Raw genomic sequence first — 13916 nt, forward strand, 5'->3', positions numbered from 1 at the left:
GCATCGCCCGTGTACTGGATGTACTCGGGTGATGCGACAACGCGGCGAGGTGCCGTGCCGGGCGTCGCGAGCCGGTGAACCTTTCCGGTCACAGCACTAGCGACGGCCGCGCTCGGCCAGTCGCTTCAGCAACCGGCTCCGCTGCTCCTCGTCGGTCGCCAGGCCCAGCGCGGTCCAGGCCATGGCGAGCCCGCCGTCCAGGACGGCGAGATCCGCGCTCGCGGTCGTGCCGTAGCGCGTGAACTCGGGGTTGTGCATGATCGCGTCGCCGCAGTCGTAGCCGATCATGGGATGGATGGACGGCACGATCTGCGAGACGTTGCCCATGTCCGTCGAGCCGCCGCGCAGCCGGGGATCGCGCGGCGGCACGGTGCGGCCGAGGTCGCCCGCCGCCTCGCGGTACAGCGCGCACATGTCCAGGTCCTGCCGCAGATCGGCGTAGTCGTTGCCGACCGTTTCGAGCGCCAGCTCGGCCCCCGTCGCCAGTGCCCCCGCCTCGAAACAGGCGCGCACCCGTGCCTGGAGTTCCCGCAGTTCGTCGATGGTCTCGGCGCGGCAGTCGTAGTCCGCCGTCGTACGGCCGGGGATGACGTTGGGTGCCTCGCCGCCGGAGGTGACGATGCCGGAGACGACCGCGCCGGGCGTCATCTGCTGCCGGTAGGCGCTGATCGCGACCTGCGCGATCATCATCGCGTCGGCGGCGTTCACCCCGCGGTGCGGCATCGCCGCCGCGTGCGCGGTACGGCCGGTGTACACGACCTTCCAGCTGCTGATGGCGAGCGAGGTCATGCCGACGGCGTCGGTGGGCGCGGCGTGGGCCATCATCGCCGCAGCCACGTCGTCGAAGGCCCCTTCGCGCAGCATGTCGGCCTTGCCGCCGCCGTACTCCTCGGCGGGCGTGCCGAGGAGTTTGACGGTGACGCCGATGTCGTCGGCGACCGAGGCGAGCGCGAGGGCGGCGGCGGTGGCGGCGGCGCCGTTGACGTTGTGGCCGCAGGCGTGGCCGATGCCGGGCAGCGCGTCGTACTCGGCGCAGATCCCGATGACCAGGTCCCCGGAGCCGGCGGTCGCGGTGAACGCGGTCGGCAGGCCGCACACGCCTCGCTCGACCGCGAAGCCCGCGCCCTCGACCAGGTCGGCGATCTTCCTGGCGGACCGGTGCTCCTCGTACGCGAGCTCCGGCTCGGCGTGCAGGCTGTGGCTGAGCGCGAGGACCTGGTCCTGCGCGCGGGTGAGGGTGTCGCGGCAGCGTTGCTTCAGCCGGGCTCCGGTCACGGAACTTCCTTCGGCGCCGGTCACAGGGCCTCCTTCACGGGGCGGCGGTAGAGCAGGGAGACGAGCGCGCCCGCGAGGGACACGGCGGCGCAGATCGCCCAGGCGTGGGTGTAGGCGGTGACGGCGGGCAGCGACCTGCCCGCGACGGTCTCGGCGGCGAAGACCGAGAGCACCACGGCGGCGCCGAGCGAGCCGCCGACGTTGATGAGGAGTTCGTTGATGCCGGAGCCCACCGAGGTCTGGTCGTGCGGTACGGCCTCGACGGCGAGGGTCCGGGTGGAGTGCTGGAGCAGCCCGCTGCCGAGACCGACGACGGCGGTGCAGGCGAGGTAGGGCACGAGGCTGCTGTGGGAGAAGTACACGGCGAGGTTGCCGGCAGCCATCAGCAGCGAGCCCGCGAAGAGGGTCCGCCGGTCGGAGAGCCGCGCGGCGACGACGGGCGCGACCAGGGCGCCGAGCACGAGCGCCAGCATGTTCGGCAGCAGCGCGAACGCGGTGGCCAGCGGGGTGAGCCCGAGCCCGTAGCCCGCCTCGGCCCGCGAGGTGCTCAGGAACACCGGGTTGGCGACCAGCAGACCGAGCATGCAGGAGCTGAAGGTCAGGGTGACGATCGCGACCACGACGACGTTGCGGCGCCGGAACAGGCGCACGTCCATGACGGGCGCCGAGGTCCGCAGCTCGGCCAGCACCCACACCGCGGTCACCAGCAGGCCGCCGACCAGACAGCCCAGCGTCTTCGCCGAGTTCCACTCCCAGCCGGGCGCGCCGCCCTGCCCGAGCCCCAGCGTGACGGCGACGAGCCCGACGCACAGCAGTCCGGCGCCGAGCCAGTCCGCGGACCCGCCCGGCCGTTCCTCGGTCTCCGGCAGCAGCGGCCAGGTGACCGCGAGGGCGAGACCCACCGCGACGGCGGGCACCCACAGCGCGGCGGTCGGCACCGCCACGTACTCGGCGATCAGGCCGCTGCTCACCGTGCCCAGTGCGAGCCCGCCGACCAGCGCGGCCACCATGAAGCTGATGCCGCGCCGGCTCTCGTCGGCGGTGCGCCGGTTGCGCAGGATGCCGACGAGCAGCGGGAAGAAGCCTGCGAACGCTCCTTGGAGCACCTGCCCCGCGAGCAGCATCCCGAACGACCGGCTCAGCCCCACCAGGAGCGAGCCCGTCAGGACGATGGCCAGGTTCCAGCGCAGCACGCGACGGTGGCCGTGCAGGTCGCCCAGCCGGGACAGGATGGGCGTGAAGGCGACGCTGGAGAGCAGGTTCGCGATGCTGATCCAGTTCAGCTGGGCGACGTTCACGTGCAGGGTGGTGGTGAGCCCCTTCAGCAGGGGGCCCAGGAAGCCCTGGGTGATGCCGCTGGACAGCTCCACCAGGACCAGGGAGACGATCACCGCCGCGACCGGGGTCGGGCGGAGGGCGGATCTCGCGGGTGAAGGGGCGAGGATCGGGGTGTCGTTCATGGAAGCCGCACCTGTTCACGAAAAGTGGCTGGCGGAAAGTGCCACTCAAGGTCGCCCGAACGACTTAGTCTCGGCAATGAATCCCCGAAGATTCAGTGGAAACAAGCATTTGAGAGGTGATCGTTGGCGGATTCAGTCAAGCCCGGCGAAGCGGTGCCGTCGGTCCTGGACGCGCTGGACCACGCCATCCTCCGGCTGCTGGCCCGCGAGCCGAGGGCCGCCTGGGCGGATGTGGCGGGCCGCCTCGACGTGCATGAGCGCACCGTCGCACGCCGGCTGGACCGGCTCATCGGCTCCGGCCTGGTGCGGTTCACGGCGTTCCTGGTGCCCGAGTACCTGGGCGAGGGACTGGTCGTGGAGCTGGCGGTGCGCTGCGCGCCGGGGAAGCTGCACGCGGTGGCCCTCGCGCTCGCGCGCCGCCCGGACACACGCTCCGTGGACGTGGCCACCGGCTCGCCCGAGGTGCTGGCCGAGGTCCTCGTGCCGGGGCCCGAGCAGCTCCTGAGCACGGTGGACGGGTCGATCGCCGGCATTCCCGGCGTCACCGACGTGCACACGGCGGTGGTCCTGCGGCTCCTGCTGACCGCCAACGACTGGGACCCGTACCGCCAGGAGCCCACACCGTCCCGCCGTCGCGTCGCCGAGGGCGGTGTCCTGCCCGAGCCGCTGGTCATCGACGAGCTCGACCGCCATCTGGTGGCTCTGCTGGAGCGGGACGCGCGCATGCCCATGGCCCGGCTCGCCCGCGAGCTGTGCGTGAGCGAGACCACGGCCCGGCGCAGGCTCGCCCGGCTCATGGACTCGCACGTGCTGCACCTGCGCCTGCACGCCGAGCCCGGTGTGCTCGGCTTCCCCGTCGAGGCCCGCTTCCGGCTCTCCGTCGAGCACCGCGCGCTGGAGGCGGCCGTACGCCGCCTGGCCCGTGAGCCCGATGTACGGCATCTGGTCATCACCACCGGCCGGGCGAACGTGCTCGGCTACTCCAGCCACCGCTCGGCCCAGGACGTGCACGCCTTCACGACCCGGGTGTTCGCGGAGCTGGACGGAGTGACGGGGGCGGAGGCGGCACTGTTGCTGCGTTCGTACAAGAGGGCCGGGGTGGTCGTCTGACCCGCCCCGGCCCCGGCCGCACGGCCCTACGCCCGCTCCCCCGGCCCCGCCGGCCAGACCACCGCCTGGGCGACGACGACGTTCTCGCCGTCGAAGGTGAGGGCGGGGCCTTCGTGGAGTCGGTAGCCGAGGTCGAGCGCCTCGCTCACGCGCCGGCAGAACGAGGCGTCGTCCGGGCCGGTCAGGACCCGGTAGCGGGGCAGTCCGTCTGGTGGTGTGGTCATGGGGGAAGGGTCTCAGGCCCGCTCTGTGTGTCCGTGAGCGGGCCGCCCTGTCGACCGGGGCCGGGTCCGGGTCAGCCGAACATGCCCGGTTCGTAGTCGCCTGCCGGCTGCTGGACGATGACATTCAGGCGGTTGTAGGCGTTGATCATGGCGATGAGGGTGACCAGGGCCGCCAGCTGGTCCTCGTCGTAGTGCTTGGCGGCGTCGGCCCACGCCTCGTCGGTGACGCCGCCCGCCGCGTCGGCGATGCGGGTGCCCTGCTCCGCCAGTTCGAGCGCGGCGCGTTCGGCCTCGGTGAAGACCTTGGCCTCGCGCCAGGCGGCGACCATGCTGAGGCGTACGGCCGTCTCGCCGGCGTGGGCGGCCTCCTTGGTGTGCATGTCGAGGCAGAAGCCGCAGCCGTTGATCTGGCTGGCGCGGATCTTCACCAGTTCCTGGGTCGACGCCGGGAGCGGCGAGTCCGTCACCGTCTTGCCCGCGGCGTTGATCTGACGGAGGAACTTGGCCGCGAGGGCGTTGCCGAAGAGGTTGAGACGGGCTTCCATCCTGGGCTCCTTGTGGTTGTTCACAGCAGTTCGCTCTGCTCTGTTCTTCTTCGTTGCGCTTCGTTGCGCTGCGCTCGTTTTCGCTCGCATACCTACGACGGGCGCGGCCCGCGATGTGTGACAGACCCGCCGCGACAATCGACGTGACCTGCGTCTCACCGCCGGACGGGGTTGGCGGGCCCCGTCGATCCGCCGCCCGGCGTGCGGGTTAGCCTGTTTTGTCCTACGAGTGCGGGAGGCAGTGATGGCGAGGGTTCCTGCGGCAGTGGTCGCCGCGAGCGGGCTGGTCGGTGGGTACGGCGTGGCCCGCTGGACCGGGAAGCGGCAACTGGGCGGGGCCGTGCTGGCCGTCGCCGGGGCCGCGTCCGCGTGGCAGTGGCGGCAGCGGGCCGGCGGGAAGGCGGCAGGGGCGCTCACCGCCGCCTACGTCGCCGCCTTCGCCGGATCGCATCCGCTGGCCAGGAAGATGGGCGCCTGGCCGTCCGTGTTCACCGTCGCGGGCGCGGTCGCCCTCACCTCCTGGGCCGTCGCCGACCGGCGGGACGCCCGGTAGGCCCCGTCGGGAGCACCGGTCGGAGTGGTGGCGGGAATCCGTTGACCCCTGTCACTCCCGCCACTTCTTCAAGATCGGCTGGGTGTCTAGCGTCGGGGCGTGACCAAGTTCCTTCTCGCCGTGCACGTGCTGGCCGCGATCGTCGCCATCGGGCCCGTCACCGTCGCCGCCAGCATGTTTCCGCCCGCCGCGCGCCAGGCCTTGGCCGCGCCCGAGGATCCGCGGGCGGTGCAGACCGTGCTGTTGCTGCTGCGCATCTGCCGGGTCTACGCCGTCGTCGGGGTCGCCGTCCCGGTGTTCGGGTTGGCCACGGCCAAGAACATGGGCGTGCTCGGCGACACCTGGCTGATCGTGTCGATCGCGCTCACCGCGCTCGCCGCCGTCGTCCTCGTCGCGCTGGTGCTGCCCCGGCAGACCGCCATAGCCGAGGCGCTCGACGAGCAACGGCCCGTGGGGCAGGGCGGTGACGAGCGCAGGGCGACGGTTCGGCTCGCCATGTTCACCGGCATGTTCAACCTGCTGTGGGCCGCCGTGACGGTCCTGATGATCGTCAGGCCGGGTTCCACGACAGGAGCCTGACGGCGACCTGCCGGGACAGCACAGCTAGGGCAGCGCCTTCGGCTCCGGTGTCTTCACCGCCGTCAGCGGTGTGGCGATGTCCTCCAGGGAGCGGCGTTCGGCCTTGACCGCGAGGAAGGCGGCGACCAGGCCCGCCGCGCACATCAGCGCCGCGCCGATCTGGAAGGCGAGGACCGTGTCGCCGACCCTGCCGGTGCTGGTGAGGTCGGCGAAGAGGAGCGGGCCGCTGATACCGCCGGCCGCGGTGCCGAGGGCGTAGAAGAAGGCGATGGACATCGCGCGGGTCTCCATCGGGAAGATCTCGGAGACCGTCAGATAGGCGCTGGAGGCGCCGGCCGAGGCGAAGAACAGCACCACGCACCAGCAGGCCGTGAGCGTGCCGGCGTTCAGCGTGCCGCGGCCGAAGAGCCAGGCCGTGCCGAACAGGAGCAGGCCGGACAGCAGGTAGGTGGAGGAGATCATCACCCGGCGGCCGACCGTGTCGAAGAGGCGGCCAAGCAGCAGCGGGCCCATGAAGTTGCCGGCCGCGATGACGGCGAAGTAGTAGCCGGTGCGGTCGGCGGGCACGTGGAAGAACTTGGTCAGGATCGCGCCGAAGCCGAAGGTGATGGCGTTGTAGAGGAACGCCTGGCCGACGAAGAGGGAGAAGCCGAGGGCGGCGCGCCTGCGGTAGGCGGCGAAGACCGTGCGGCCGATCTCGACGAAGCTCACGCTGCGGCGCTGGCGGATGGTGATCTCGCCGTGCGGTGCGGGGAGCGGCTCGCCCCGCTCGGCCGCGATCCGGCGTTCGATGTCGGTCACCACCTCCTCCGCCTCCCGGTCCCTGCCGTGGATCAGCAGCCAGCGCGGGCTCTCCGGGACGTGCCTGCGGACGAGGAGGATCACCAGGGAGAGGACCGCGCCGAGCGCGAACGTCAGCCGCCAGCCCACGTCAGCGGCGAGGATGCCGGTGTTCAGGGCGAGGATCGACAGCAGGGAGCCGCCGACGGCGCCCACCCAGAAGCTGCCGTTGATGATCAGGTCGACGCGGCCCCGGTACGCGGCGGGGATCAGCTCGTCGATCGCGGAGTTGATGGCCGCGTACTCGCCGCCGATGCCGAAGCCGGTCAGGAAGCGGAAGAGGAAGAACCACCAGGCCTCGAAGGAGACGGCGGTCAGGGCGGTGGCCGCCAGATACACCGCGAGGGTGATCATGAAGAGCTTCTTGCGGCCGTAGCGGTCGGTCAGGCGGCCCCAGAAGAGGGCGCCGACGCAGGCGCCCGCCACATAGAGGGCGGCCGCGGTGCCCGTGACCTGTGCGGAGCTGATCGACAGACCGCTGCCGGGCTCCGACAGCCGGCTGGCGATGTTGCCGACGACCGTGACCTCCAGACCGTCGAGGATCCACACGGTGCCGAGACCGACGACGATCGTCCAGTGCCAGCGCGACCATGGGAGGCGGTCCAGGCGGGCGGGGATGTCGGTGGTCACGGTACGGCCGGTCTCGGCCTCGGCGGTGGCCATGGGCTCCCTCCACGACGACGGCGGCACGACGAGCGGAACGCCAAGCGGGTTCCCCCGAACCGCGTGGATCACGCCCCGCGCACGGCCGACCGGCCCAGCGGCAACTCGGCCGACAAGTCCGCAAACGAGCAGAATGGCCCCCCATCGCCGGAGCCCGGCCCTACGCCCCCAAGGCCCGGGTCACCGTGTAGATCAGCACTCCCGCCAGCGAACCCACCACCGTGCCGTTGATGCGGATGAACTGGAGGTCGCGGCCGATGTGGGCCTCGATCTTGCGGGTGGTGTGCTCGGCGTCCCAGCCAGCGACGGTGTCGGTGATCAGGGAGGTGATCTCCTTGCGGTAGGTCGTCACCACGTAGACCGCCGCACCCTCGACCCAGGAGTCGACCTTGCCCTGCGCCTTGGGGTCCTCGGCCATCCGGGCGCCCAGGGACAGCAGCGAGGCGCGGACCCTGAGGCGCAGCTCGCTGCGCTCGTCCTCGGCCGCCGCGACGATCATGGACCGTACGGCCGTCCAGGCGGAGGCGATCAGGTCCTGGACCTCGCCGCGGCGCAGCACCTCGCCCTTGAGCCGCTCGACACGCCCGCGCGTGTCGGTGTCGGACTGGAGGTCGGAGGCGAAGTCGGTGAGGAAGCGGTCGAGCGCGCCGCGCGCCGGATGCGAGGGCATGTCCCGCATCTCGGTGATGAAGCGCAGCAGTTCCTTGTAGACCCGCTCGCCGACCTTCTTGTCGACGAACCTCGGGGTCCAGCCGGGCGCGCCGCCCTGCACCGCGTCCATCACGGAGTCGCTGTGCAGCACCAGCCAGTCGTGCGCGCGGGAGACGACCAGGTCGACGACCCGTTTGTGGCCGCCGTCGGCGACGACCCGCTCCAGCAGCTTGCCGATGCCGGGCGCGATCTCCTGCGTGTTGGCTCTGCGGGTGATCGCCTCACCGACGACGGCCTGGATGTCGGAGTCACGCAGGACGGCCAGGGCGCCGCGCAGCGCGGTCGCCAGTTCCGCGGTCACCCGGTCCGCGTGCTCCGGCTGGGCGAGCCAGGCGCCGAGGCGGCTGCCGATGCCCACGGCGCGCAGCCGCTGCCGTACGACGTCCTCGGAGAGGAAGTTCTCGCCGACGAACTCGCCCAGCGAGACGCCGAGCTGGTCCTTCTTGTTGGGGATGATCGCGGTGTGCGGGATGGGCAGGCCGAGGGGGTGGCGGAAGAGGGCGGTGACCGCGAACCAGTCGGCGAGCGCGCCGACCATGCCGGCCTCGGCGGCCGCGGCGACGTACGACGTCCAGGCGCCGGCGCCGGTGTGCTCGCCCCACTTGGCGAGCACGTACACGACGGCGACGAACAGCAGCAGCCCCGCGGCGGTCAGCTTCATGCGGCGCACCCCGCGTTGCCGCTCCTCGTCGGCGGGGCTGAACACGGTCATCGCGCGGTGGGATACGGCGTCCGCCGTTTCCGGGCCGGCCTGGGTCGTCTGTTCCATCCACTCCACCCGTTCGGTGATACCGCACACAATTGTCCCTTCCTGACCGACTCCTGGAACGGAACAAGAGTTCCCGGCGTCTGTCGGAAGGGGGGTTGGGCAGGATCCTGTCAATTGTTCCCGGGCCCATCCGCCACCATGTGCCCATCAGTTCGGAGCCCGGGGGCTCCGGCCGGCTCCGCCCGAGGAGAGCGTCACCAGCATGACAAGACGGCACGGTTACGCCCTGCTGACCGCGATCGTCGCACTGATCGTCGTCGTTTCCGCCGCCCTCTGCGCCGGCGGCGCCTCCGGCACCGGCCGCCTGGCCGCCGCTCCGGCCACCGGCCACGCGCCGGGCCATTCCGCCGCACCGGCCGCCGCCGGCACCTGGGTCGCCACCTGGGCCGCCTCACCGGCCGCCGCCGAACCCGGCACGGAGACCACGGGCATGGGGGGCCGCTCGGTGCGCAACGTCGTGCACACGAGCGTCGCCGGGACGAGTGCCCGCATCACGCTGTCCAACCTCTACGGCCACTCGCCGCTGCGCGTCACCCACGCCACGATCGCCGTCGCGGCCGGCGACGCCACCGCGGCCGCCGCCACGCGCACCATGCGGCGGCTCACCTTCGCCGGCGCCCTCTCGGTCGTCGTACCGGCCGGCGGGCAGGTGATGAGCGACTCCGTGTCCATCGCCGTACCGCGGGGCGGCGACGTCCTGGTCACCACCTACTCCCCCACCCCGTCGGGCCCGGTCACCTACCACCCGCAAGCCCGCCAGATCTCCTACGTCGCCCAGGGCGACCGCACCGAGGACGTGACCGGGACGCCGTACGCCGAGCAGACGGCGGTCTGGCGCTGGCTGAGCGCGCTGGACGTGTTCAGCGACGAGGCCGACGGCACGGTCGTCGCCCTCGGCGACTCGATCACCGACGGCATCACCTCCACCGTCGGCGCCGACCGCCGCTGGACCGACGTCCTGTCCGGCCGGCTGCGGGCGGCGGTCGAGGCGGGCCGGGACGTGCCGCGCTACAGCGTCGTCAACGAGGGCATCAGCGGCAACCAGGTGCTGGCCGACGGGCTCGGGCGGCCCTCGGACAACCCCAGCGGGCTGAACCGGTTCGAGCGGGACGTGCTGGAGCGGACCGGGGTCAAGGTCGTCGTCATCGACCTCGGCGTCAACGACATCCTGCGCAATCCGGGGCGCGCCGACCCGGAGCTGATCACCGGCGGACTGCGCACCCTGGTGACGCGGGCGCACGCGCGCGGGCTGACGGTCGTCGGGGCGACGCTGATGCCGTTCGAGGGGTACCGCATGTACACGCCCGCCCGGGAGGCGGTACGGCAGCAGGTCAACGCGGAGATCCGGGACGGGCAGGTGTTCGACGCCGTGGTCGACTTCGACCGGGCGCTGCGGGACCCCCGTGATCCGCGGCGGTTGCTCAGCGCGTACGACTGCGGGGACCATCTGCACCCCAGTGACCTGGGGTACCGGACGATGGCGGAGGCGTTCGAGCTGGACCTGCTGAACGGGGCGGGGCAGGCGCAGCTGTAGGGAGCCGGCCGGCCGCGGCTGATCGAGCCTGCGGCAAGCCGTGCGGCCGGGGGCTATTCGAGCCTGCGGCGTTCCGCCCTGCGTTCCAGCTTCTCCTGGCGGCGCTCCTCCTTGAGCCGGCGCCGCTCCGCCTCGGTGTTCTTCCGCCTGATGCTCACGCCGCCCCAGAAGGCCACACCGGTCACGATCACACGCGGGGCCCCCGGCTCGCCCCCCACGCCCTCCTCGCGGTGGTCGAAGCCGCCCATGATGCCGATGCCGCGCACCACGACCTCGACGCCGGGCGGGACGATCACGTCCACACCGCCCATGATCGCGACGCAGTTGATCTCGACCTCATGGTCGGCGAAGTCGGCGTCGCGCAGGTCGACGACGCCGCCGCCCCAGAAGGTGAAGCAGCTGAACTTCTTGGGCATGGTCCAGCGCCCCTTGCGCTCGAACCCGCCCATGATGGCGACGGCCCACGACGAGGTCCCCCCGCCGCCGACCACCCGCGACGCCCAACTGCCGTCCTGTGCGGGCCGCTTGACCATGTTCACCGCCGGTGCGGCCACCCCGGGCACGGGCAGGTCCCGGGTGAGCGGCGTGAGTTCGCCGTAGGTGCGTGCCCGGTACGCCGCGTCCAGTCGCTCCTCGAACTCGCTCATGTCGAGGCGCCCCTCGGCCACGGCGTCCCGCAGTTGCTCGGCGACTCGTTCACGATCGGCGTCGGAGGCGCGAAGCTCCGGCAGGTCCTCGGTCATGGCAGCAGCCTACGAGACCGCTTTCTCGGCGTACATCCTCGCGATGACCGCCTCGATGTCGGGCTCCCTCACCGACAGGTCCACCAGCGGATACTCCGCCGCGATCCGCGCCACCAGAGGCGCCGCCGACTCGGCGGCCGGGAAGGCCAGCCACTGCCGGGGCCCCTCGACCCGCACCACGCGCGCGGACGGCAGCTCGATCGGCGGCAGCTCGCGCTCCAGGTCGACCACCAGGGTGCGCTCGCTCTCGCCCGCCTGGTGCAGACCGGTGAGCGGGCCGTCGTACATCAGGCGCCCGTGGTCGATGACCATCACCCGCGAGCAGAGCTGCTCGATGTCCTGGAGGTCGTGCGTGGTCAGCAGCACCGTCGTACCGCGTTCGGCGTTCAGATCGCGCAGGAACCCACGGACCTTGGCCTTGCTGATGACGTCCAGGCCGATGGTCGGCTCGTCCAGGTAGAGGACCTCCGGATCGTGCAGCAGGGCGGCCGCGATGTCGCCGCGCATCCGCTGGCCCAGCGAGAGCTGCCGTACCGGCACGTCCAACAGGTCGCCGAGTTCGAGGAGTTCGACACAGCGGTCGAGGTTGTCGCGGTAACGGGCGTCGGGGATCCGGTACATGCGGTGCATCAGCCGGTAGGAGTCGATCAGCGGCAGGTCCCACCACAGGGTCGTACGCTGCCCGAACACCACCCCGATGCGCCGGGCGAGCCGGGTCCGCTCGCGGGACGGGTCGATGCCTGCGACCCGCAGCCGGCCGCCGCTCGGCGTCAGGATGCCGGTGAGCATCTTGATCGTCGTCGACTTGCCCGCCCCGTTCGGGCCGATGTAGCCGACCATCTCGCCGCGCGCCACGCTGAAGGAGATCGAGTCGACCGCCCGCACCTGCCGCCGCTCGCGCCTGAGGAACCCGGTCTTCTTCCGTACGTCGAAGACCTTCTCGACCCGGTCGACCTCGATGAGACCACCGCCCGCGCCGGCCGCATCGCCCGCGGTGTCCCTGCCCTCCACGCCGTCCGCCGTCATCGCCATGCGCTTCTACGTCCCTTCACCTTCGTGCCTTCACCTTCGTGCCTTCGCCGTCTCAGTTCCCGGTACTGCGGTACGACCGCAGGCCCACCCGCCAGGCCGCCCCCGCCAGCGCGCAGCACGCCACCGCGACCAGCGGCGGCGTGAACGCCGTCCACCGGGGCAGGTCGAGCGGATAGGGCCGCCCCAGCACGTACAGCGCGGGCAGCCAGTTGACGAAGGCCAGCGGCAGGACGAACGTCACCCCGCGCACCAGCTCCTTGGCGAACACCGTCGGCGGGTACTGGAGCAGCGTGGTCCCGCCGTAGGTGAACGCGTTCTGCACCTCGGAGGCGTCCTGCGCCACGAACTGGAACGCCGCCCCGGCCACGAACACCGCGCAGAAGATCACGCAGCCGCTGATCACCATCACCGGCATCAGCAGCAGCTTCAGCGGCGTCCAGTCGACGTTCAGCCGGGCCAGCGCCCAGCCCAGCACCAGCGCCCCCTGCGTCACCCGGCCCAGCCGGCGCAGCGCGAACCGGTCGGCGGCCACCTGCGCCAGCACCGGCGCCGGCCGGACCAGCAGGGTGTCGAGGGTGCCGTCGCGCACCCGCCGCCCCAGCCGGTCCATGGAGCCGATCGCCAGGTCGGCGAGCCCGAAGGACGTGGCGGACAGCCCGTACAGGAAGGCGATCTCGGGCAGCGCGTACCCGCCGAGCGCGTCCACGCGGGAGAACATCAGCACGATCGCCACGAAGTCCAGCGCGTTCGCGACGAAGCTCCCCGCCGTGGTCATGACGAAGGAGGCCCGGTAGGCCATCGTCGAGCGGATCCACATCGCGGCGATCAGACGGTAGGCGCGCAGCCCCTCCACCAGCCGGTTGCCGGCGGCCCAGGCCGCGGTCGGCTCAGCCACCCTGCACCACCACCCGTCGGGTCGCCGCCGACTGGACCAGCCGCCCCAGCGCCAGCAGCGCCACCGCCCAGGCCCCCTGGAAGGCGTACGTGCCGAGCGGGTCCGCGTGCCCCAGCAGGATGTCCGCGGGCGCCTGGAGCAGCGAGGACCACGGCAGTGCCCGGACCACCTCGCCCAGCGCGCCCGGGAAGACGTTCAGCGGCAGCAGCATCCCCGAGCAGAAGTACCCGGCCAGCACGGCCATCTGCGCCACGCCCGCGCCGTCCAGCAGCCAGAACGCGCTCATCGCCACCAGGAAGCGGATCCCGAAGCCCACCAGCAGCGCCAGCGGCACCGCGCCGAGGAACGCCGCCCAGGTCAGCGGGTCCGACGGCAGGTACACCGGGAAGAACAGCGCGCCGAACAGGAAAGGCAGCACCCCGCGGCCGAGCAACTGGAACATCGCCCGGCCCGCGTCCGCCGACAGCCACCACAGCTGCAGGTCGGCCGGCCGGTACAGATCGACGGCGATGTCACCCGTTCGGATGCGTTCCATCAGCTCGTCCTCGACGCCGCCCCCGCCGATCGCCAGGGCCGCCAGGAACGCCTGACCGAGCCACACGTACGTCACCGCCTGTGCCTGGTCGTAACCGCCGAGGTGCGGCCGGACATCCCACAGCGCGAGGTACGTGTACACCAGGATCAGCCCGAATGCCGTATTGGTGAACACCCCGGCCGCCGTCGCCGCCCGATACGTCGCGTACCGTCTGAATCCCCCCGCCGCGACGGCCGCGTACAACCGTCCAGCGCCCACGTGTGTCTCCTCCCAGGCCAAGACATCGAAAGCGCGAGAGCGTAGTGCGCCCAGACGTGACATGCCACGCATTTTCCGGCCCGGGGCAGTGCCCGGGATGGGGAACGGAACGGTTGCTGCGAGAGTCTTCATCTGGGGGCGCCGATGGCGCATGTGGGCGTACGGGGACGTACGACGTGGATCGTACGGA

At 71.8% G+C, this 13916-nt stretch carries 14 protein-coding genes; 4 read left to right on the forward strand and 10 right to left on the reverse strand.

Going from position 1 to position 13916, the window contains the following annotated elements; genetic code table 11:
- Positions 1–96 precede the first annotated feature (96 nt).
- A complete protein-coding gene (locus CG719_RS15860) occupies positions 97–1275 on the reverse strand; it encodes a M20 family metallopeptidase (RefSeq protein WP_199836653.1) in 1179 nt (392 codons plus the stop codon).
- A 20-nt stretch (positions 1276–1295) separates the two neighbouring features.
- Positions 1296–2735 carry an MFS transporter gene (locus CG719_RS15865; RefSeq protein WP_100569270.1) on the reverse strand — a complete coding sequence of 480 codons (1440 nt, stop codon included), beginning with the start codon at positions 2733–2735 and terminating at the stop codon, positions 1296–1298.
- Between the two features lie 123 nt (positions 2736–2858).
- Between CG719_RS15865 and CG719_RS15870 the strand changes: the two genes are divergently transcribed.
- Positions 2859–3845, forward strand: a complete 987-nt coding sequence (locus CG719_RS15870; RefSeq protein WP_100569271.1) for an Lrp/AsnC family transcriptional regulator — start codon at positions 2859–2861, stop codon at positions 3843–3845.
- Between the two features lie 26 nt (positions 3846–3871).
- On the opposite strand, the gene CG719_RS15875 is transcribed toward CG719_RS15870, so the two are convergent.
- Entirely contained in the window at positions 3872–4069 is a 198-nt protein-coding gene (locus CG719_RS15875; RefSeq protein ID WP_100569272.1) for a DUF1737 domain-containing protein, read from the reverse strand.
- Positions 4070–4140: 71 nt separating this feature from the next.
- Positions 4141–4614: a carboxymuconolactone decarboxylase family protein gene (locus CG719_RS15880; protein WP_100569273.1), complete on the reverse strand. Its 474-nt coding sequence runs from the start codon at positions 4612–4614 to the stop codon at positions 4141–4143.
- A 244-nt stretch (positions 4615–4858) separates the two neighbouring features.
- On the opposite strand from CG719_RS15880, the gene CG719_RS15885 reads away from it, so the two are divergent.
- The gene (locus CG719_RS15885) at positions 4859–5167 is read left to right on the forward strand and encodes a hypothetical protein (protein ID WP_100569274.1); all 309 of its coding nucleotides are present in this window, start codon (positions 4859–4861) and stop codon (positions 5165–5167) included.
- A 99-nt stretch (positions 5168–5266) separates the two neighbouring features.
- Positions 5267–5746, forward strand: a complete 480-nt coding sequence (locus CG719_RS15890) for a DUF2269 family protein (RefSeq protein WP_100569275.1) — start codon at positions 5267–5269, stop codon at positions 5744–5746.
- 24 nt (positions 5747–5770) lie between these two features.
- Here CG719_RS15890 and CG719_RS15895 read toward each other — a convergent pair whose 3' ends face one another.
- Together CG719_RS15895 and CG719_RS15900 are read right to left on the reverse strand one after the other, a co-directional pair.
- Positions 5771–7249 carry an MFS transporter gene (locus CG719_RS15895; RefSeq protein ID WP_100569276.1) on the reverse strand — a complete coding sequence of 493 codons (1479 nt, stop codon included), beginning with the start codon at positions 7247–7249 and terminating at the stop codon, positions 5771–5773.
- 160 nt (positions 7250–7409) lie between these two features.
- Positions 7410–8729: a DUF445 domain-containing protein gene (locus CG719_RS15900; RefSeq protein WP_234375604.1), complete on the reverse strand. Its 1320-nt coding sequence runs from the start codon at positions 8727–8729 to the stop codon at positions 7410–7412.
- 202 nt (positions 8730–8931) lie between these two features.
- Between CG719_RS15900 and CG719_RS15905 the strand changes: the two genes are divergently transcribed.
- On the forward strand, positions 8932–10263 hold the full coding sequence (locus CG719_RS15905; RefSeq protein ID WP_100569277.1) for an SGNH/GDSL hydrolase family protein: 1332 nt from the start codon (positions 8932–8934) through the stop codon (positions 10261–10263).
- A gap of 53 nt (positions 10264–10316) precedes the next feature.
- Here the strand turns inward: CG719_RS15905 and CG719_RS15910 are convergent, their stop codons facing one another.
- Genes CG719_RS15910 through CG719_RS15925 form a run of 4 tightly spaced genes read right to left on the reverse strand, consistent with a single transcriptional unit; the run spans position 10317 to position 13726 of the window.
- The gene (locus CG719_RS15910) at positions 10317–11006 is read right to left on the reverse strand and encodes a DUF1707 SHOCT-like domain-containing protein (protein WP_100569278.1); all 690 of its coding nucleotides are present in this window, start codon (positions 11004–11006) and stop codon (positions 10317–10319) included.
- A gap of 9 nt (positions 11007–11015) precedes the next feature.
- Complete coding sequence (locus CG719_RS15915) at positions 11016–12032, reverse strand: ABC transporter ATP-binding protein (protein WP_100569402.1); 1017 nt, start codon at positions 12030–12032, stop codon at positions 11016–11018.
- Between the two features lie 58 nt (positions 12033–12090).
- Positions 12091–12933, reverse strand: coding sequence for an ABC transporter permease (locus CG719_RS15920; protein WP_234375605.1), 843 nt, complete (start codon positions 12931–12933; stop codon positions 12091–12093).
- Positions 12926–13726, reverse strand: coding sequence for an ABC transporter permease (locus tag CG719_RS15925; protein WP_234375606.1), 801 nt, complete (start codon positions 13724–13726; stop codon positions 12926–12928). The genes CG719_RS15920 and CG719_RS15925 overlap by 8 nt, the downstream gene beginning before the upstream one ends.
- Positions 13727–13916 lie beyond the last annotated feature (190 nt).

Origin of the sequence: Streptomyces sp. CB01373 (assembly GCF_002803075.1) — a bacterium.
GTDB lineage: Bacteria > Actinomycetota > Actinomycetes > Streptomycetales > Streptomycetaceae > Streptomyces.